The organism is Anabaena sp. UHCC 0399 (genome assembly GCF_034931465.1).
Classification (GTDB): Bacteria; Cyanobacteriota; Cyanobacteriia; order Cyanobacteriales; family Nostocaceae; genus Trichormus; species Trichormus minutissimus.
Window position 1 is genome coordinate 62,134 of record NZ_JAYGGZ010000010.1, and the last position, 19,516, is coordinate 81,649.

The 19,516-nt window shown below is 37.9% G+C and carries 12 protein-coding genes; 3 read left to right on the forward strand and 9 right to left on the reverse strand.

Going from position 1 to position 19,516, the window contains the following annotated elements; all coding sequences use genetic code 11:
• Positions 1–25: 25 nt before the first annotated feature.
• From VB693_RS07800 to VB693_RS07835, 8 genes are all read right to left on the reverse strand, one after another.
• Positions 26–1,228, reverse strand: a complete 1,203-nt coding sequence (locus VB693_RS07800; protein WP_323265760.1) for a glycosyltransferase — start codon at positions 1,226–1,228, stop codon at positions 26–28.
• A 14-nt stretch (positions 1,229–1,242) separates the two neighbouring features.
• Positions 1,243–3,513 (reverse strand): ABC transporter ATP-binding protein, encoded by a 2,271-nt coding sequence (locus VB693_RS07805; protein ID WP_323265761.1) that lies wholly within the window; start codon positions 3,511–3,513, stop codon positions 1,243–1,245.
• Between the two features lie 179 nt (positions 3,514–3,692).
• The gene (locus tag VB693_RS07810; protein WP_323265762.1) at positions 3,693–4,844 is read right to left on the reverse strand and encodes a glycosyltransferase family 4 protein; all 1,152 of its coding nucleotides are present in this window, start codon (positions 4,842–4,844) and stop codon (positions 3,693–3,695) included.
• Positions 4,845–4,849: 5 nt separating this feature from the next.
• Positions 4,850–5,713 (reverse strand): glycosyltransferase, encoded by an 864-nt coding sequence (locus VB693_RS07815; RefSeq protein WP_323265763.1) that lies wholly within the window; start codon positions 5,711–5,713, stop codon positions 4,850–4,852.
• A 13-nt stretch (positions 5,714–5,726) separates the two neighbouring features.
• Entirely contained in the window at positions 5,727–6,557 is an 831-nt protein-coding gene (locus tag VB693_RS07820) for a polysaccharide pyruvyl transferase family protein (protein WP_323265764.1), read from the reverse strand.
• A gap of 22 nt (positions 6,558–6,579) precedes the next feature.
• The gene (locus VB693_RS07825; RefSeq protein ID WP_323265765.1) at positions 6,580–7,635 is read right to left on the reverse strand and encodes a glycosyltransferase; all 1,056 of its coding nucleotides are present in this window, start codon (positions 7,633–7,635) and stop codon (positions 6,580–6,582) included.
• A gap of 52 nt (positions 7,636–7,687) precedes the next feature.
• Positions 7,688–8,719: a glycosyltransferase family 2 protein gene (locus tag VB693_RS07830; protein WP_323265766.1), complete on the reverse strand. Its 1,032-nt coding sequence runs from the start codon at positions 8,717–8,719 to the stop codon at positions 7,688–7,690.
• Between the two features lie 193 nt (positions 8,720–8,912).
• Positions 8,913–9,143, reverse strand: coding sequence for a hypothetical protein (locus VB693_RS07835; protein ID WP_190704703.1), 231 nt, complete (start codon positions 9,141–9,143; stop codon positions 8,913–8,915).
• Positions 9,144–9,511: 368 nt separating this feature from the next.
• Here VB693_RS07835 and gloB point away from each other — a divergent pair, with 368 nt between their 5' ends.
• From gloB to VB693_RS07850, 3 genes are all read left to right on the forward strand, one after another.
• The gene (gene gloB, locus VB693_RS07840; protein ID WP_323265767.1) at positions 9,512–10,285 is read left to right on the forward strand and encodes a hydroxyacylglutathione hydrolase; all 774 of its coding nucleotides are present in this window, start codon (positions 9,512–9,514) and stop codon (positions 10,283–10,285) included.
• 188 nt (positions 10,286–10,473) lie between these two features.
• Positions 10,474–10,932 carry a 50S ribosomal protein L9 gene (rplI, locus tag VB693_RS07845; protein ID WP_190704698.1) on the forward strand — a complete coding sequence of 153 codons (459 nt, stop codon included), beginning with the start codon at positions 10,474–10,476 and terminating at the stop codon, positions 10,930–10,932.
• A 102-nt stretch (positions 10,933–11,034) separates the two neighbouring features.
• Positions 11,035–13,677 carry a replicative DNA helicase gene (locus tag VB693_RS07850; protein WP_323265768.1) on the forward strand — a complete coding sequence of 881 codons (2,643 nt, stop codon included), beginning with the start codon at positions 11,035–11,037 and terminating at the stop codon, positions 13,675–13,677.
• Positions 13,678–13,709: 32 nt separating this feature from the next.
• On the opposite strand, the gene VB693_RS07855 is transcribed toward VB693_RS07850, so the two are convergent.
• On the reverse strand, positions 13,710–19,436 hold the full coding sequence (locus VB693_RS07855; protein ID WP_323265769.1) for an alpha-2-macroglobulin: 5,727 nt from the start codon (positions 19,434–19,436) through the stop codon (positions 13,710–13,712).
• Positions 19,437–19,516: the final 80 nt, after the last annotated feature.

Sequence of the window (19,516 nt, forward strand, 5' to 3'; positions counted from 1 at the left end):
TATAATTTATTGTTTAATTTGCGCCCTACCCTATCATTGGAGGACGTAAAGACTCATCAACATAACTGAGTATCTTATCTGCTCGATTTTCCCAAGAGAACTGTTTAGCTAATTCAATATTATTCACATAGCCTTCTATTTTTCTAGGGTAAATTTCTAAAGCTTGTTCTATGGACTTGGCAAGCTTTTTGGGATGATCAGGTTCACACCATACAGCAGATAAAGGCAAATCCTTGAATAACATTAAAGGTGGTATCTCCGTAATTATGATAGGAGTGCCTGAAGCCATGTACTGAAAAAATTTCACAGGATTTGTGAAATTAGCAGACTTACCAGAACAGTGAGGGTGAGCTAAAATATCCGCAGCTTGAAATAAACTTACTAATCGCTGGCGAGGTAGTATCCAGCCTAAAAATTTCACATTATCTATTTGTTTTTCTCTCGCTAGCTGTTGATAAGCTGTAACTTGTTCTTCTTTACCACCTGTGATTACAAACTGAATGTGTGGCAATTCCTTCGCAGCATCAATTAACACATTAATCCCTTTGAAAGGATATAAAGCACCTGAATAGACTACAAGATATTGCCGTTCATTTCCTAATAGCTCTTTGCGCCATTCTTGGGCTTGTTCTGGTTGCCTGAGTAAAAATGATTTTTCAAAACCGTTATGTAACCAAACAACTTTGTCTGGTGGCATACCCTGTGCAATTAAGCTTTGTCTAATTGGTTCTGACTGGGTGATAGCAATTTGAAAAAACGGGCTATTAACAATTTCTGGAGCAAATTTTTCTTCTTGAAAATAGTGACGCTCATAGATTGTGGGAATGTGATTCTTTACTGCGGCTTTGACAAAGTTCCAATCTCTAGTATGGACAAGTTTAGTATGAGGTGAAAGATGAATTGGTAAATAGTAACGTGTTAATACTGTATTAGTATTAGTTAACTTGCCACCAATGCAATCAATCGGCCATGGCATTGGTAAAGTAGCAATTTTTAACTTATCTTGGACATCGTAAAATTCTACAAACTTTTGATCGGGTTGTGTGAGTTTAAAGGGAGAAAGTAACCCTAAGGTATTCCCAGAACCACGCTGAGAATCTGGATAAACTAAAACTGAAGAATAGCCAATATTAGCTGCGGCATTAGCGCAAAGAACATCATGTATTTCGTGGGCTGTATCTGGTTTTAAGGATATTGTTCTACTAAAAAAAATATATTTATTTTTCATGTTTATTTTAGCTGCTAATTATTATGTATACTTTCTTCAAATTTTTCTAAGAAATTGAGCAAATTCATGCCTAAATTTAGATTTTCTTTGAGTATTTGATATTGAATTTGAGGTGATTCTAAAGAATTATCAGAGAGGGAACGGAGAGAGCTTAATAGCGAGTTTAACTGTGTATGAAATCCGTGTATTGTATGCAAATAACCACTTTGGTCACTGCTGCTTTGATTGTTCTCTGGTGATGATGTAGATAGGTGGTGGATTTGCTGTTGCACAATATCCTCAAAAATATCCAGGGTGTTGAGGATTTTGAATGTTGATTTGTATGAGTCTTCAATTAATGTTTGGTATTCTTGAGTTTGCTGTTCTTGAGTATTGTCTGCCATCTCATCAAGTAACAAGTGCAAGACACCAATCATTGAGTTCAGCCTTGTCCGCATTTCATAAGAAATTCGCAATAAGCTTTGATTACTATGATTACTATGATTGCTAGTTTTAGGAATATCACTAAACTGCATTGAGTAGAGACGTGCGTAATAACCACCTTTTTGTAGGAGTTGTTCATGAGTTCCTACTTCCATTACCTGTCCTTGATCTAGGACGGCAATTTGGTCAGCTTTCTGGACTGTGGACAGGCGGTGAGCAATGACTAAGGTGGTGCGATCGCGACTAAGTTCGTCTAGAGCTGCTTGCACTAAACGTTCGGAAACTGTATCTAAAGCACTAGTAGCTTCATCTAAAATTAAAATTTCTGGATTTTGCAATAAGGCGCGGGCGATCGCTAATCTTTGTCTTTGTCCTCCAGATAGCATCACACCGCGATCGCCAATTAAGGTATCAAATTCCTGTGGTAATTTACTAATAAACTCATAGGCATTGGCTCGCTTGGCGGCTGTAATAATTTCATCCTTGGTAGCCTCTGGTTTCCCATAGGCGATATTCTTTCCTACCGACTCATTAAACAAAAAGGTATCTTGACTAACGATTCCCATCCTTTGGCGTAAAGATTTCACGTTAAAATCACGCAAATCTCTACTGTCAATTGTAATACTACCGGATGTTGGATCATAAAATCTGGGTAGGAGGTCAGCCAAGGTTGACTTACCAGCACCAGAACTACCTACTAAAGCTAAGGTTGTACCACGAGGTAAAAATAAAGTGACATCTTTTAATACCAATTTATCTTGCCCCGGATAGCCAAAAGACAAGGAGTTAAAACCTATACCCTTTTCTAATTTGGTGTAAATAACATCACCTTCACCCATAAAGGGTTTATTATCACGCCGCAAAAAATCAGTTACTATATCCACGCTAGGCGCACTATTGGCAAAACTATTGCGAATACTATTCAACTGAGAAACTAGTGGTAACAGTCTCAGTAGTACCAATAAATATGTAAGCAGTACGGCTGATAGAGCTGAAACTTGATCAGAAAATAAAACTCTGCTTAAAAACACAATCAATAGCAAGGATGTAATTCCCATGACCTCACTGAGTGGAGCAATCAATTGGGAATTTGCTTGAGAATCGAAATCTGCTTGCTCGCGATCGCGAATTAGAGTGATGATTTTTTTATATTCTTTGTCTTCATTTCCTGTAGCTTTAACTAACCTAATCCCATTTAATATTTCTAGCACAGTGATTGAATACAATTTGGACATTTCACTAAGCTGTTGTCCAAAGTGTTTGGAGCGGGAAATTGTATACTGGTTAATTAATGTGACTAAAGATAACAACACAGTAGCCGCAACAGTTAACTGCCAAGAAATCGATAGCAGCAATCCAATAAATACAAAAATTGTAATAACATTAATAATTAATTTAATGACATTACTGATAGAACCTGCCGCCCGGCCAATTTCTCCTCCTAGACTATTCAATAAATCACCAACTCTCATTTTGGTGTAGTAGTCTAGGTCAACCTCTAGCAATAATTTCAATCCAGTTTCTCGAATATCTGAAGTTAACTTTCTTGTAAAAGAGCTTGATGTTAAAGAACTAGTATAAGTGGCTAAATTTTTTAAACAAATCGTTAATATAATTGCCCCCGACATGACCAATATCCGATAGTTCTCTGGGACATTATCAAACGGAGTCATGATTGACTTTAGCAGCGAAGGGGCATTAGTTAAGTCTATCTCTTGTCCCACTATCTTTAAAACTATCGGCACAATCAAAGTTGTGCTAATACCATTAAATAAAGCTCCAGAAAATCCCAATAATACTGTCAGAAAAATCCAGCCGGGATATGGTTTGGCAAACTTTAGTAGTAGTTTTCTGGTAGACATCTGTTTTTATTATCACACCTAAGATATTGTTAACATTATTCTGTAATTTCTACATATTCCAACTTTTTCATCAAGAGTAATAGAAAATTCTTATACGAATAACCGTGTTTCTACTATGACCCAAGATAATATACCCCTAAATTTTACGTTATTCAAAATCTACCACTTAGAGCTAATCTTCATAACTGAGCAATTAATGATTGCAGGGTAGAAGCCATCGCCTCTAAACTATATTTCTCTACACATCTTTCTCTAGCTTTTTCACCACGCTCATTAGCTAAATCTATATCTTGAAAGATCAATTGAATTTTCTCGGCAATTTGTTCTGGAGATGCAGGGTTAACTAAATAACCAGTATCCGCTAAAATTTCTGTAATATCTCCTACATGAGTTGATAATACAGGTTTAGCCATTGCCATCCCATCTGTCAACTTTAAAGGAAATTGAGCGCGAGATGTTAAGGTATCTCGTTGCGGGACGACAACAACGTGAGCCGCAGCCACAATTTCTGGCATGACATCTACAGGACACTTTGGCAACTTAATAATCCAACGTCCCCATTTTTGAATCAGCTGCTCATCGTAGTCATCGTAAGGACTACCACCGACAATCACCAGTCTTAAATCTGACTCATTTAACAAATCTAGAGCCATTAAAACATCTTCCACCCCCTTGTGAGGACGTGGTGCGCCAGGAAACATCAAAATTCGATATTCAGACAGACCATAACGCTCTCTACTGATTTTTGGGTCATACTTACTAGGATCGAACATAGCAGTATCTTTCCCATTCGGTACATAAACACCGCCAAAACGTTTTTGTAAAAACTGAGTATCTACTGTGATGGCATCTGCTTTTGGTACTAACTTTTCTATCCATTGAAGATACAGTGGATGATCTGGAAATCTCAATGCACCTTTAGGCTTAAAAATATCTCTGTACAATTGCTTAAAGCCGGGACGATATTGCCATTCATCACCACCGTGCCAACTGAGTTCCCAGTCATCCATATCTAAAAGTAAAGGACGATGGGTACTAAACTTTTTCAAGAGGGAAACCCCAAAACTCGTCGGTTTAGGTTTTACAGCATAAATAATATCCCCGTCTATTTTTTGTAACAGTTTTTGGGCAGAACCGAAAAAATTGGGATAGTTAGTACCAGAAATAGGAATAACTGTAATTTCATTAGGAGGAATTGCATACAATTCCTTTCCGTAAAGAAATCCAATAATCTCAACTTGATGTTCCAGAAATTTCAAAATCTGAGCTAGCAAAAAAGCTCGGACGCTACCACCACCTGATAAGTCGCTAACAATTAATGAAACCTTCATGCTTTCTAAATAAACCGTTCAATAAATGGTAAAAAAGAGACACTACTAGCTAGAAAATTATTATTAATAATAGATAAATCCTTGCGAATTTGTTCTAGTTTACTACCTTTTTGTCTATGACCCTTACCCGTGTAATGAATAATATAGCTTTGAACCCGATGTTTAATAGGCTCTTTACCTTTATAGTAAATTATATAGCGATCAGGTTTATTTCTCTGCTCCTGCTCTTTCAGGTATTCAGGAGAAATTAAACCGATTAAGCTATTAGTCATAGTCAGCAATTGATTGATTCTTCTGCCAAATCTGAGATTGCTATTTTTGGTGTGTGTTGTATGATTAAATTTATAATCAATATCGTGAATTTCTATACCTAATTTTTGTATAGTATAATTTAATATAGTTTGCTCGATAAATGCTCTTTTAGTTTTTGCCCATGCTAAAAGATTATTATCTACACTAAATACTTGACGATGAGCCTGAGAGACTACCATCACACCGCTATTAAAGTATGTTCTCTCCCAATTAATGTTTCCTAATTCGTTTTGAATATCTTTGATAGATCCATCATGAAAGTATGTATGGTTGCTAACAAGAAAAGCCCCAAACTTTTCTTCTGGGACTATCTCAAATAGATTTGGACATTCTGGAGTTACTATAACGTCCGTATCTAAATAAATGATGCGCTCGTAACGTTCTAATAGGTCATAAATTTGGTACTTCTCATAATGCAAGTAACCAAGATTAAGTTTTTCGCTATCAATAACGATGAAATCTGCGTCTACTTTTTTGGCATAAGCAGCTAAGAGTGGATGAGTCAATTCACCAAGACTGTATTCTTTGCCGATACACAATGTAACTACTGCTTTCATTAAAAATCTCCGATTAGTTGATAAGTTTTAAAACTTCTTGATAATATAACTGATTAGCATTTCTGCATTCTTCCAATGCTTCTGGATAAGTTTGTACATACTGCAATTTTTCCTGCCAATTATTGGGTTCACAAAAGGGAACTTTGTATTTTAAAGTGTAAAATTTAGTCGAAAAAGGAAAGGCTAAAACTTTTTTATTTAATAAAATTCCCCAATACATTCCATGATAAGTATTCGTTAAAATAGTGTCAGCTTCACCTAAAAATTTAATAATTTTGCTAAAACTTAATTGAAAATCATCTATGGGTGTAAATAATAGATTAGAAATTTTTTCAACTAATCCTTGTTTATTATTAAGTTTATTATTAACCATAACTGGAAAATTTCGGGGATTTGGGGGAATTTTCCATTGAGGATTGGCGTGTTGATAAATTACAAATTCATGTTTGACATCATATTTTTTATCAAATAGTTGACTCATGCAACTGACACATGGGAGATAGTTAAAGCCCTGATTGTAATCCCTAATACCATGTAGATCAAACTTACTCATGTAATTGGGATATTTCAAATTGCCGCCTAAATCTTCATAACTGTTATGACCAATACCCCAAGATATTAATTTCCCTTTTTTGTGGTCAGCAATGTAATTCATCTTTTCTGAAAAAAAATCTCTGGCGACTAAACCACCTCCACCAATGATAATGTCATTATTTAAAGTTTCTGGATTATCCAAATCCATAATATCAATTGTTTTTGTTTCTTGAGGAAAATTGAAATATAGTAAGGGAGAAGACATGATATCCCCGACATTATTATCTCTTCTATGAATATTTATTAACATCTAGTAACATCCCTCATACAAATTACTTTAATTGGTGTTGTATCTCTCTAGAAAAGTTTTCCCAAGTTAAATTTTCAACGGTTTTTCTCACGTTTGTTTTAATTTGAAAAGCTTGTGCAATCAGGTTACATATTTCCTCAACAGAACTATCGACATCAAAAATCAGTCCGTTTTCTCCATGAACTATCAAATCAGGGGCAAATCCTGTTTTACTAGCCACTGGAACTACATTGCACATCATTGCTTCAACCAAGGGAATTGGCCCTCCTTCTAGCTTGGCGGTTGAAACAAAAACATCCATTTCAGCATAATATTTGGGATAATCAGAATAGGGAGCTTCAATATAAGAAAAGTTGGGTAGAGATGCCATTTCTGGAAATCTGTCGTAATTTTTCCACCCTTTACCTAGGAGGATAAATTTACGTGATGGCATCATTTTAATGATATTTAAAATGCGCTCTGGCTCTTTGCGGTAATAAAAGGCTGTACAAAAACCCACAGCACCATTTTCACGCTCATGAGGTTGAAACAGGTTTTGATCAGCCGCACCCAATATATACGTTACTTTCTGGGAATTCAATCCCTGTGAAATCAGGAGTCTAGCAAATTGTGAACAAGCACATATAACTTTGCTTGCTTGATTAAGTACATAAATTAGTTCATCGTTACTTATACCCAGGTCATTACGAGGATGCGTATGCCAAACTAGTATTTTACTGCCCCAAATAGATGGGTTTAGTTTTATACAGATTGGTAAAAAAGAGTAATGAGCAAAAAAGTAAGCTTTTGATGGAGGTAAGGAAGACTTTGAGTAATGGAAGCAATATTTACCGGGAAAGTAAGTTGCAATTTCTCTACATATAGCTTCTAGTATCCAACCTCTAGCGAAATCTAAGACTACAAAAACTAGGTCATACTCTTCTATTGTATTTGCTGTATCTTTCTGACTCGGTAATTTGCTGATCAAGAATTTCCAATAGGTGAGAGTATAAGGGATGATATAAGCTGGTTTAGCAAGTATTGTTTCAGCTTTTTTTTTGATTTTTTTTAGCTTTTTTTTAAGAGGGAAATAATACATAGTAATTTCATATAAGTCTTGGGTATTTAATAAATAAAATCATCCTAATTAATCAGGATAAATTGAGTGTACTTTTAACAAAGTTTAATTTATCTGATACAAGAGCTAGGATTTTTTTTGAACGAGGGCCACGATACTTTTCGTATAGTAAAAAGCTAGGAGTTATCGCTCTAATTTTATTTACTAATTTTATAGTAAATTTATTATTTAACTTTATTTTTTTGTCGAATAATCTAACTGGGGTAGGAGCTATTTTAATTAATTGATCAAATATGGATTGATCTTGTTCTCGGATAGCTTCCTCCAAAAGATACTCGATGCCGATTGTGCAGAAATTATTCAAGTCTGGATGCTTTTGTACTACATTTTCATAAAATAAAATATAGTAATTTCTCATATAAGGCCAGTTATTAGTGCGATTAGTTTGGTGCTTTGTATAGTAAGCCCCAATCATAGGAGTATAAACAAAATTTGCCCCTGCTCTGAGAATATCTATGGCAAAATATCTATCCCCCAGAGCTTTAAGATATTCAGGGAATTGAATTTTACTCAATATTTTTTTGTGCATCAACATGGCTTGCTGAAGACAAGGATGGGGTGAGGCTGCTAAAAAATCGGGGATGAGTAAACGTTGAATTAGTTGCTCTGTAGTTAATGAACCGATAATATTTTCCTGACGGTTAACAATATTTTCTTGAGCATCTATAAATACTCGTTCATAATCTGAATAAAATATGACATTTTCAGAAAAACTAACTTGTGCTAGATGATTTAGTTGAAATCTAATTTTGTCTTCATGAATCCAATCATCTGCATCTAGACATTGAATCCATTCTCCCTGAGCCTTTTGAATCCCAAAATTGCGAGAAGATGGTAGTCCACTATTTTCTTTAAAAAAGTATTTCACTCGCTGATCAATACCCATTAATTGCTCAGACACTTGACGAGTGTTATCAGTAGAACCATCATCTATAATCAGACATTCAAGCTCAGTGTAGGTTTGTGACAATACACTTGTGACTGAACGCTCAAGGTAGTGTCCTTGATTAAAGCAATTAATAATAATTGATACCAGTGGAGGCATTTCTTAAGTGTTCCTCATACTTATGTTTATCAGTTAATACTCACTATTACAGAGATAGTAGGCGTATTCACTTGCCCTGAAGACTTTTGGTTCTTAAGATAGCACAGATTTTTAGTATAATTCCTGATTATGGGTTTTCGCTTAGAGTTTCACTTACCTAGCATTATTGACTATGTATAACTATTACTATGAGTTACCAATTAACTAGTTTCAGCTGTCCTGTTTGGATATGGTTAAAAACACGATTAATCTGACGACGCTCTCCTTCATGCACATCTCTTTTATTGAAAACAGTAGAGGTAAGCAAGGTATGGTCTTGGCGACTCATCTTACCAGAGCGCAGGATTCTGTCTACAATTTGCTTTGCTGACATCTCTGATTGGTCTTGAACATTACTATAGATATAACTTTGGTTACGACTCATAAATTATCCTACTTAAATAGATGTGTCATAGCACTACGACTAAATCTTCTTTGCTTTAAAGTAAATATGAATACCACTACATACGGTTTCTTAAGTAATTTGACAGCAAAAAAAGAACACACTAAATCTAACTGTGCATTAACACTTCCTCCTAGAGAAGTTTTACTGATCAATGAAAATATTCTTTATATTTTTTTTGTATAATTTAAGTGTAAGTACAGGGTTATATTACGATAAGAGATAAAAATGGGGTCTGTAATCTAAAAAATACAAGTGTTTGATCAGACTTGGGGCAATATCTAGTGATTTACTAGTAATTAAGAGTTGAAAATATATACCAAGCACTAACTTATGAGGAAATAAAGCTAATGCGAGTCATTCGTCTTGAGGCACTCTCAGACAACTATATATTCCTACTGCATGACCCTAAACAAAATATTGCAGCTGTTGTTGATCCCGCAGAGGCTGAACCAGTACTCAAGGAACTTGCAGGATTGAAAGCGGAATTAGTGGCAATTTTTAATACACATCACCATCATGACCATATAGGTGGTAATCAGCCGCTAATCCAAAAATTCCCGCAAGTGAAAGTTTATGGTGGTGCGGAAGATAAAGGCAGAATACCAGGACAGGAGGTGTTTTTGCAGGAAGGCGATCGCGTCCAATTTGCTGATAGAGTAGCAGAGGTCATATTTATCCCTGGACACACCCGCGCCCATATTGCTTACTACTTTCCTCCCCAAACAGCCAATGAACCTGGGGAGTTATTCAGTGGTGATACCTTGTTTGCTGGTGGTTGCGGTCGCTTATTTGAAGGTACACCAGCCCAAATGGTGGAATCTCTTAGTAAACTTAGGTCTTTACCAGATAATACCCGTGTTTGGTGCGCCCACGAATACACCTTAAAAAATTTACAATTCGCCCTGACAATAGACGGTAATAATACAGAACTGCAAAAACGTAGTTATGCAGTCAAAGCACAACGTAGTCGCCAAGAACCTACTATACCCTCAATGTTGGGAATAGAAAAGCTGACCAATCCCTTTTTACGTTGGGAGCAACCAGCACTACAACTAGCAGCGAATAGCAGTGACCCTGTGCAAACATTTGCCAGGATTCGGGGAATGAAGGATATATTTTAAGTCACTTGTCCCCAATCTCCTGTCTCTATTTTGAAATTTTTGGCATTTAGGAGTTGCGATCGCCCCCCGCCTTTCGCTAGGATCTGTAAGCTTTGGGATTATAGTATTGGTTGGGATACAGCTACGCTCACGTAGATTATCCTGCTGCCACCCAAGTTAATGAGATTTTACAGGAAAAACGGAAAACAATGGCGAAACGCATACAATTAGTTTTAACTAAGGATGTCAGCAAGCTAGGAAAATCTGGCGATTTAGTAGATGTAGCTCCTGGCTATGCTCGTAATTATCTGATTCCTCAGAGTTTTGCAACTCATGTGACTCCCGGTATTCTTAGACAAGTAGAACGCCGTCGGGAAGTAGAACGGCAACGCCAATTAGAGCTTAAACAACAAGCACAAGAACAACAAGCAGCCTTAGAAAAAGTTGGCAGCTTGCAAATTGCCAAGCAAGTTGGTGAAAACGAAGCGATTTTTGGTACTGTCACCACTCAAGATGTTGTTGATGCTATCCAAGCAGCTACAGGTCAAGAAATAGACCGTCGTGGTATTACCATTCCTGATATTGGCAAGTTGGGTACTTACAAAGCAGACATTAAGCTACACTCTGAAGTCACAGCGCAAATTGATATTCAAGTGGTGGCTAGTTAAACTAGGGAGGGACAGGGGACAGGGGACAGGTGACAGGAGAGGGGTGGTTTTACCCCAATACCCTTGCCCCATGCCCAATTCCCCCTGCCCAATGAATAAATTATGGCTGAAGAATTAAGTTTTGAATCGCGTGGTAGCAATAGCCTCCCACCCCAAAACATCGAAGTGGAAGAAGCGATTTTGGGGGGTATTTTACTAGATCCAGAGGCAATTAGTCGAGTTAGCGATCGCCTAATTCCCGAAGCTTTTTATATTACTGCTCATAAAGATATCTATCAAGCTACCCTCCGCCTCCACGCTCAGGGTAAACCTACGGATTTACTCGCGGTGACAAGTTGGCTGGCTGACAACGATTTACTGGCGCGAATAGGTGGCAGAAATAAGCTAGCCACATTAGTAGATCGTACAGTCTCAGCCGTAAATATTGATGCCTTAGCAGGGTTGGTGATGGAAAAATACCTGCGACGGCAATTAATTAAGGCTGGTAATGAAATTGTCCATCTCGGTTATGAGACGGAAACTGAGTTGCCAATTGTGTTAGACCAAGCCGAACAAAAGGTTTTCGGTGTTACTCAAGAACGTCCCCAATCTGGTTTAACTCACATTGCCGAAACCCTGATTAATAATTTCCAGGAAATTGAGGAGCGAAATCAAGGTATTTCTTTACCTGGGATTCCCTGCGGCTTTTATGATTTAGATGCTATGACTAGCGGTTTCCAGCGTTCTGATTTAATCATTGTCGCTGGGAGGCCATCAATGGGAAAAACCGCCTTTTGCCTCAACCTGGCTCACAATATTGCCGCTTCTATGCGATTACCTGTGGCTGTGTTCAGCTTGGAAATGTCAAAAGAGCAATTAGTACAACGCTTATTAGCGAGTGAAGCACAGATTGAAAGTGGTTATTTGCGGAGTGGACGACTGAGTCAAACTCAATGGGAACCTTTAAGCCGTGCGATCGGTATGCTGTCGGAAATGTCGATTTTTATCGATGATACGCCCAATATTACCGTTACCCAAATGCGAAGTCAAGCTAGACGACTGCAAGCCGAACAGGGTGTAGAACTGGGTTTAGTGGTGATAGATTACCTGCAATTAATGGAAGGAGGGGGTGATAACCGTGTCCAAGAGTTATCGAAAATTACCCGTTCTCTCAAAGGTTTGGCGCGGGAATTATCTGTACCGGTGATTGCGTTATCTCAGTTAAGTCGTGGGGTGGAAGCACGGACTAATAAGCGTCCCATGTTATCTGATTTGAGAGAATCTGGTTGTTTAACTGGTGATAGTTTGGTGACGTTAGTAGATAGCGGTCTACAAGTTCCTATTCGGGAATTAGTAGGTAAATCTGGTTTTGCAGTTTGGGCGTTAAATGAAACCACAATGCAGTTAGAGAAAGCAATTGTTAGCCATGCTTTTTCTACAGGTGTCAAGCCTGTATTTACCTTAAAAACCCGCTTGGGAAGAAAAATTCGCGCCACTGGTAATCACAAGTTTTTAACAATTAATGGCTGGTGCAGATTAGATGAATTAAGTCCTCAACAATATCTGTGTTTACCTAGACATTTACCTAGTTTTGGTAAACAAACCATGACCTATGCTGAGGTAGCATTATTAGGACATTTAATTGGCGACGGTTGTACCTTACCGCGTCATGCCATACAGTACACTACGAGGGAGATTGACTTAGCTGAAAATGTTGCTTTTCTAGCGAAAGAAGTTTTTGGAGACGCAATCGTTCCTAGAATTTCACCTGAACGTAACTGGTATCAAGTTTACTTGTCAGCCGCACAACGCTTAACTCATGATGTAAGAAATCCTATAGCTAAATGGCTAGACTCTCTTGGTGTTTTTGGCTTAAGGTCTCATGAAAAATTTGTACCTAAAGAATTATTTTCGCAACCGCAAGAGTTAATAGCTTGCTTTCTCAGACACCTGTGGAGTACAGATGGTTCTGTGAAGTTGGTTGCAGGGAAAAAGCCAAGACCTATTGCTTATTATGCAAGTAGTAGCGAAAGGCTAGCTTTTGAAGTACAAACGCTTTTGTTAAAGTTTGGTATTAATGCCAAACTCAGGTCAATTCCGCAAGTTGGTAAAGGTAGAGATCAGTATCATGTAACAATTACTGGTAAGCCTGACCTTGAGTTGTTTATTCAAAAGGTTGGAGCAATAGGAGAATACAAGCTAGCTTCATTACAACAAATTTCGGAACATTTAGAAAATAGTGTTCATAATACCAACAGAGATATAATCCCCAAAGACGTTTGGAAAAAACACGTTCTCTTTGCAATGCAAGCTGTTGGAGTGACCACAAGATCATTACAGTCTCACCTTGAAATGTCCTATTGTGGCTCTACACTTTATAAGGCAAATTTAAGTCGTAAAAGAGCTTTAAAAGTTGCCAAAATTGTTCAATCAAGTGAATTATTTGCCCTTGCAAACAGCGATGTTTATTGGGATGAAATAGTTTCAATTGAAACTAGTCTAGAGGAAGAAGTATTTGACCTTACTGTTCCTGGGTTACATAATTTTGTGGCGAATAATATCATTGTCCATAATTCTATTGAACAAGATGCGGATTTAGTCATTATGTTATATCGAGATGATTATTATAATTCCGACAGTCCCGATCGCGGTATTGCAGAAGTCATAGTTGCCAAACACCGTAACGGCCCCACGGGGACAGTCAAATTACTATTTGATCCGCAATTTACCAAGTTTAAAAATTTGGCTAGACAGGGTAATTATTAGTACAGACGTAGCAATGCTACGTCTGTAGAAGATTATTGAATTTGTAGCGTAGAACTGGCTGAACGTCCAAACTCTTCTGGTATATACTGCAAATGAACTTCCGCGCCAGGCCACAGGAATGTACCGGGAGTTACAGAACGGACTAAGTAGTGGAGGCTATAAACTCCTGGTTCGAGGTGGTCAGCATAGGCGATAATGCGATCGCGGTAGATATTCTTATAGCCAAGTTGCCAACTATCCGCCTGTGCTTGTAATGCGGCTGTTGCAGTTTGAAAACTCTGGTCTACGGCTTCTAATCCTGCTGGTAAGGGGTCTTTAATTACTATATGATCCACAGGATGATCAGCAATGATTTCTAAACCAATATCAAACACTTGTCCACTTTCTACATTTAATGGTTTATCAAAAGCATAAATCCCTGTTTTTTGCAGAGGCTTAGTTTCTCCAACTTTGCTAATGGCTTTTGTAACTCGTAAACCGTTAAATCTCCCCGGTTGGTTTCCTTGGAAGCGGTAATTGTAAGCTACTAAATAATGTAACTTACCAGTACCAGATTTTTGCAAGTTCAAATCATGACGACCACGAGGTAATTTATCCATTGCTACATTTAATTGTAAACTAGGATTTTGATAACCATTAAAGCGATTTTCTCCGAGTTTTTTTCCTGCTAATTGTACTGTGGCTAAAAAGTTGGGAGGAGTTGATTGGAGTTGGCTATATTCTACTAATGCTGTTAAAGCTTGAGCATTATTATAATCTGTTTGCCATGTACCATTTCTGCGTTGTGCTAACAGACTTTGGAATAATTTATCGATGACTTCCGGCTTACTTTGTTTGGCGATAAATAATCTTAAAGCCTGTGCTTGTGCTGTGGTATTTGAACTCATCCATCCCCAACTATTGGGTAAGCTAATCACTGCTGTCCTACCAGTTTCGTAGATATTCTTTTGTAACTGATTGAACATTTGTTGTGATTCATCTTGCCATTCTGGGAATTGAGATAAATACCGTGCTAGTTTGATTTGAGTGACGATATCAAAGTTATTGCGCTGTTGATAAATATCACTCAAAAAACTATTGCGTTTCTCGCCAATTTCTGCTAGGGCAATTAAAGCATTGAGTTGTAGTTGAGTTTTACATAACTGCTGTTTACAAAAGTCATATTGTCCAGGGTTCGCTAAGACTTTTTGTAAGTAGTTCTTTAAGCGAGATAACATTGCAGCATCTACCGCATTAGGAAATACTTCCTTGGCTTGACTTAGAGATGCAGCAGCGTAAGCAGAAATCCAAGGGTCTGATTTTTCTTGTCCTGGGAAGGCTGCAAAACCACCATCGGCGATTTGCAATTTTTGTAATTGGGTAATGGCTTGATTAGCCTGTTTTTGTGAATTAAATTCTGCAAAGGTTTGACTATATTTTTGCGTTAAAGTCTGTAGATTAGCCGCAATAATTAACTGACTCGCCGCAGGTTCAGCGAAGGGTAAATCATTATCTGCTAATACTTGTTTCGCTGGGGCTTTGATTTCTGGGATTAAGGTACTCGCTAGTTGAATATCTAAACCGCCAGCTTCCGGGGAGACATTTTTATCAACATTGAGAGGAATTTTGACTTGCTTATCAGTCACCCCAGTTTCTACAACTTGTTCTGTCACCTCCAATGGCTTGACTTCTAACGGGACAGCAAAGGCATCGGCGGCTGTATTATTTAGCTGGGTAGTAAAGCGGACTTGCGCCACGCCGACATTCTCAGCCACCATTGGGAAGCGATAAGCTTGAGTTGCTGATTGTGTTTTGGTTTGTAAATTAGTAGTGCTGGGGTTCTTTTCAGCAAACTTGACTGTACCGTTAAGTTCACCGTTTATTGTTAAGTTTCCTGAAGTACCAGTGTTATTGGTGACAGATAAACCGGCTAAGATGCGATCGCCTGGACGGGCAAACTGTGGCAAGATGGCATTAGTGAGTAGTGGTTTGGTGGTGATAAACGTCGCGTCCCCATTACCAAAGCGGAGATTTCCATCAGTAGCGACAACCATCACCCGCCATGTAGTTAAGTCATCTGGTAATTTCAAGGATATCTGCGCTTTACCATCAGCATCGGTGAGGATAGAACCATTGTAATAAGCTAAAGCTTGAAAATCTGTGCGGACACGGGTATTAGCTGCATTGGCTGAAAACCCGCCACCATAACCCCAACCTTTAGGTTTCGCTACATCTTGGGGTTGTATCACCACATCAGGACGATTATCACTGAAGCGCGTAGATATTGGCTGTTCTGCGTAAACTGTATCTACCAAATTTGGCGGACGATAACCAGACAGTTGTAACACCGCTTCATTTACCACCATAACGGTTAATTGTCCTTGGGTGGGTTGATTTTGGTTATCTTTGAGTTCCAGTTGTAAGGTTTCCTCTGCACCTGGTGCTAATGACGCTTGCAATGGTGTAACTTGCACTTTTAAATATTTATCTTGCAAGTTCACTTTAAAAGGCGTAAACCCAATTTTAACTAACTTATCTAAACTTCCTGCTTCTACTTGATTTAGAGGCGTACCTTGTCTGACTAACACAGCTTCTACTGCTGCGTTGGGTAACATTTCCGGCGTGATTTGAAATTGAATTTGTGGTGCGCCTCCCTTGGTTTTAGTTAGCTGTTGATACAGAGGTTTATCTTTAATAACGGCGAAATATAACTCTGCATCTGGGTAGGGAGATTGAATTAAAGCGGTAGCAATTTCACCGGGTTTATATTCTTTTTTATCCAGTTTAACTTCTAAGCGGTTCTGTTCTTCTGAACCCCAATAAACTGGATTATTTCCTGTCACCCAAATTTGGCTATCTGTGGCTGTTAATTCTTCTTTAGCATTGCTAAAATTAGCTCGAATGCGATATGAACCTGATGCAGATGGTGTGAAATTTACAATTTGGGGACTTTCCGCAGATGTAATTTCTGCGTGTGCTACCGTTTTATATTCAACTTGATTTTTTGCTGTGCGACTACCTTCTACTAATTGCGTCACACTACTATATTTTATTTGTTGTAATTCTACGCGGACTCGTTGATTAGTCATGAGTTTTCCTGTAGGTTCAGTCACAATCACTTCTACAGGGAAAGGTTTATCAGCATTGGCGATAAAATTACTTTTTAAACCAATCAAACGATTACTTGGTAAAGCTGTAAAGGATTTGGAACTAGCCACAGATAAATTAGAAACATCTGCAACTTGTACATCCACACGGTAAGTCATGGGATAGGGTAAATCTTTTGCCACCGTTACTGTTTGACTGGTTTTACCATTTGCATTTAATTTGGCGTTAGTTTGCAACACATCACTAGTAACAGCAGGAATTTCTTCCGGCCAAAACCATTGTCTACCAAAACTAAATTCTTCCCAATTTTTAGGGATAAAATTTTCCTGGCGACGAGTCACAAAATATTTGGCTTCTCCTCCCTCGACTGGCGCACCAAATAAATAATTACTCGCTGCGTTCGTCTCCACCTTATCCCCAACCAAGGCAAATTCTTTATCTACATCGAGTTCGACTTTAAAATTCGGCGGTTTAAATTCAGCTACCCGAAACTCACCAGAAATTTCTCTGTTGTCTTTACCCTTAGCTTGGATTGTATAGTACCCTAATTTTTGATTATTATTGATTGGTAATTCTAGAGAAAATGTCCCAAATTCGTTTGTGGTTTTATTACCTAAGTCTGTCTTTTGTCCATCAGGATTTAGCAAACTTACTTGGTACACTGCATTTTTATCTTGCTGAATAATACCATTTTCTAAATAATCAGCAAAACCAGTAAAAGCAGCTTTTTCTCCTGGTTGATATAACTGCCTATCTGAGAATATTACCCCGCGTGAAACTGGTTTATTATCTGCCCAACCTCCATCAATACCATAACCATAAACACCGCTATATTCTTCGGTTTTTGTAAATGCCCAATCTTGATTTTCACGGGCAATTACTAATAATTCTGGTGATTTGACGAAATCTTTATTGGTGATATAACATTGCTGTAAATCTTGACGCTGAAGTCTTAAATTACCATCATTATCTGTTTTACCTGTAGCACAAGGTTGAACTGGATCACGATATTTAGCATCTAATCTTAATTGATAAATTTCGATAGGTGCAGCTTTCACAGATGAACCATCACTGAGATGATTAACGCGAATTAACCCAGCATCAGGAAACCATTGACTAAATACACCCAAATTTGTTAACTGTACTAAGCCATAAGTCGTAGGTTCTCGCCACAATTCTTTACCGTTGTCTTGATATTTATTTGTGCGTGCCTGCACCCCATAAGCTAACATTCCTGTAGCAGCACCAAGTTTTTCTCGGAGTGCTACGTTGACATTAGTTTGCTGATTGTTTTTAGCTGAAACTTTAAAATTTTGCCACTCACTGGGCTTTGGTAATAAATCATTATCATTACCTTGGGGATAAGCCCCCCTAGCGTAAACTAAATCTGTAGGTTGTACTACCCGATAAGCGGCTTTATATTGTGACTCTGGTAGGTTAACCGTATTAATATTAAGTTGCAAATTTTGCCCGGATGGAAAAATATGCAAATCTGAGGGAGTCCAGATATCTCCTGCTAAATCTCCAGTATTATAGTTAAGTGTTACAGGTTTATTTAAGGTTTGTCCAAACTTATCTTTGAGGTTTTTATCAATAGTGATTTGATAGTTAGTAGCTGGTGCTAAAGCATAGGGATTTATGGTTACAAATCTATCTTCATCACCTATTTGTAGCAGTCTAGAAATATCTTTTGGTGTAGGGTCAATTTTAATATGTTCTCTAACAGTATCTGCAACTAATATATTATTAAACTCTAGCTGGGGACTGCCTTTTACAAATCTCCCATAAGTTCCGCCTGCATCTGGTTGTCCATAAAAGTTAATTTGTTTAAATGCTAAAGGTGAATAAGTTGCTAATTTACTGATAACTTCTTTATCTGTAGGTAAGTTACCATCCGCAGGTAATATACCAGGAGAAAATACTAGACGATAACTCGTAGCTTTTTCTAAATTTTGTTGGGGAAATAAATCATAAACCCAATTACGTGCTGAAGGGTCGAACTTTTCTAAAGGTTCTTCACTTGCTGTTGGCTGTTCGGCTTTAGCTAAAGCTACTTTAAAATTAACACCTTTACTTTTACCTCCGGAAATTAACTGGAGATGTTCTTGCACAGAAGCTAAGTTAAGTTCTGTATTAGAGGTAAATTGCAGTTTTGGCTGTAAGTCAACTGGCTGAATTTCTGCTTGTTCTACAGGATTTACACCGGGTAAGTTAGTTAATTCAATGGGGTTGGTATTAAAAGTCCAAGCTAAATCTTTTTCTAGACGATGATTTTTTAAGTCTGCTAAACCTGCTTTGAGGGTAACTTGTAATCTTGTGGCTTGGGGTAAGGCTTGTTCTGGTTGAAAGCCTACCATGCGCGGTGTTAAAAAGCGAAATTGTCCAGGTAAGGGTGGCCAAAGGGCAAATTTTTGTAATAGGTTTTGTTGTTCGGGACTGTCTAGTTTTTCGACGGGGATTAATGGTTCTTTAAAGCGGATGCGAATTTGGTTGAGGGGTTTGGCGTTACCGATGGGGCTAATTTGTTCAATCCAATCTGGTAAGTTGGGTGGGGTGAGTGCTGTAACGGTTGGGAGTTGTGGTTTTGATGATATGCCGATAAAGTTGCACCCTGCAATTCCTAATATGAGTGTAAAGGTTAGTAGGAAGCGCATAAAAGTTTTAATAATCATGCTGGTTTATATGTGATTTAAAATAGGAATTACCTCACGCGGAGGCGCAGAGAGGGAGAGGTTGAGAGTTGAGACTAATG

What these genes read in the sequence shown, in the direction of transcription:
- VB693_RS07820 (WP_323265764.1), bottom strand. Translation starts at nt 6,557, where the DNA reads ATGTTAATAAATATTCATAGAAGAGATAATAATGTCGGGGATATCATG.
- VB693_RS07815 (WP_323265763.1), bottom strand. Translation starts at nt 5,713, where the DNA reads ATGAAAGCAGTAGTTACATTGTGTATCGGCAAAGAATACAGTCTTGGT.
- VB693_RS07855 (WP_323265769.1), bottom strand. Translation starts at nt 19,436, where the DNA reads ATGATTATTAAAACTTTTATGCGCTTCCTACTAACCTTTACACTCATA.
- VB693_RS07830 (WP_323265766.1), bottom strand. Translation starts at nt 8,719, where the DNA reads ATGCCTCCACTGGTATCAATTATTATTAATTGCTTTAATCAAGGACAC.
- VB693_RS07800 (WP_323265760.1), bottom strand. Translation starts at nt 1,228, where the DNA reads ATGAAAAATAAATATATTTTTTTTAGTAGAACAATATCCTTAAAACCA.
- gloB (WP_323265767.1), top strand. Translation starts at nt 9,512, where the DNA reads ATGCGAGTCATTCGTCTTGAGGCACTCTCAGACAACTATATATTCCTA.
- VB693_RS07805 (WP_323265761.1), bottom strand. Translation starts at nt 3,513, where the DNA reads ATGTCTACCAGAAAACTACTACTAAAGTTTGCCAAACCATATCCCGGC.
- VB693_RS07850 (WP_323265768.1), top strand. Translation starts at nt 11,035, where the DNA reads ATGGCTGAAGAATTAAGTTTTGAATCGCGTGGTAGCAATAGCCTCCCA.
- VB693_RS07810 (WP_323265762.1), bottom strand. Translation starts at nt 4,844, where the DNA reads ATGAAGGTTTCATTAATTGTTAGCGACTTATCAGGTGGTGGTAGCGTC.
- VB693_RS07825 (WP_323265765.1), bottom strand. Translation starts at nt 7,635, where the DNA reads ATGTATTATTTCCCTCTTAAAAAAAAGCTAAAAAAAATCAAAAAAAAA.
- VB693_RS07835 (WP_190704703.1), bottom strand. Translation starts at nt 9,143, where the DNA reads ATGAGTCGTAACCAAAGTTATATCTATAGTAATGTTCAAGACCAATCA.
- rplI (WP_190704698.1), top strand. Translation starts at nt 10,474, where the DNA reads ATGGCGAAACGCATACAATTAGTTTTAACTAAGGATGTCAGCAAGCTA.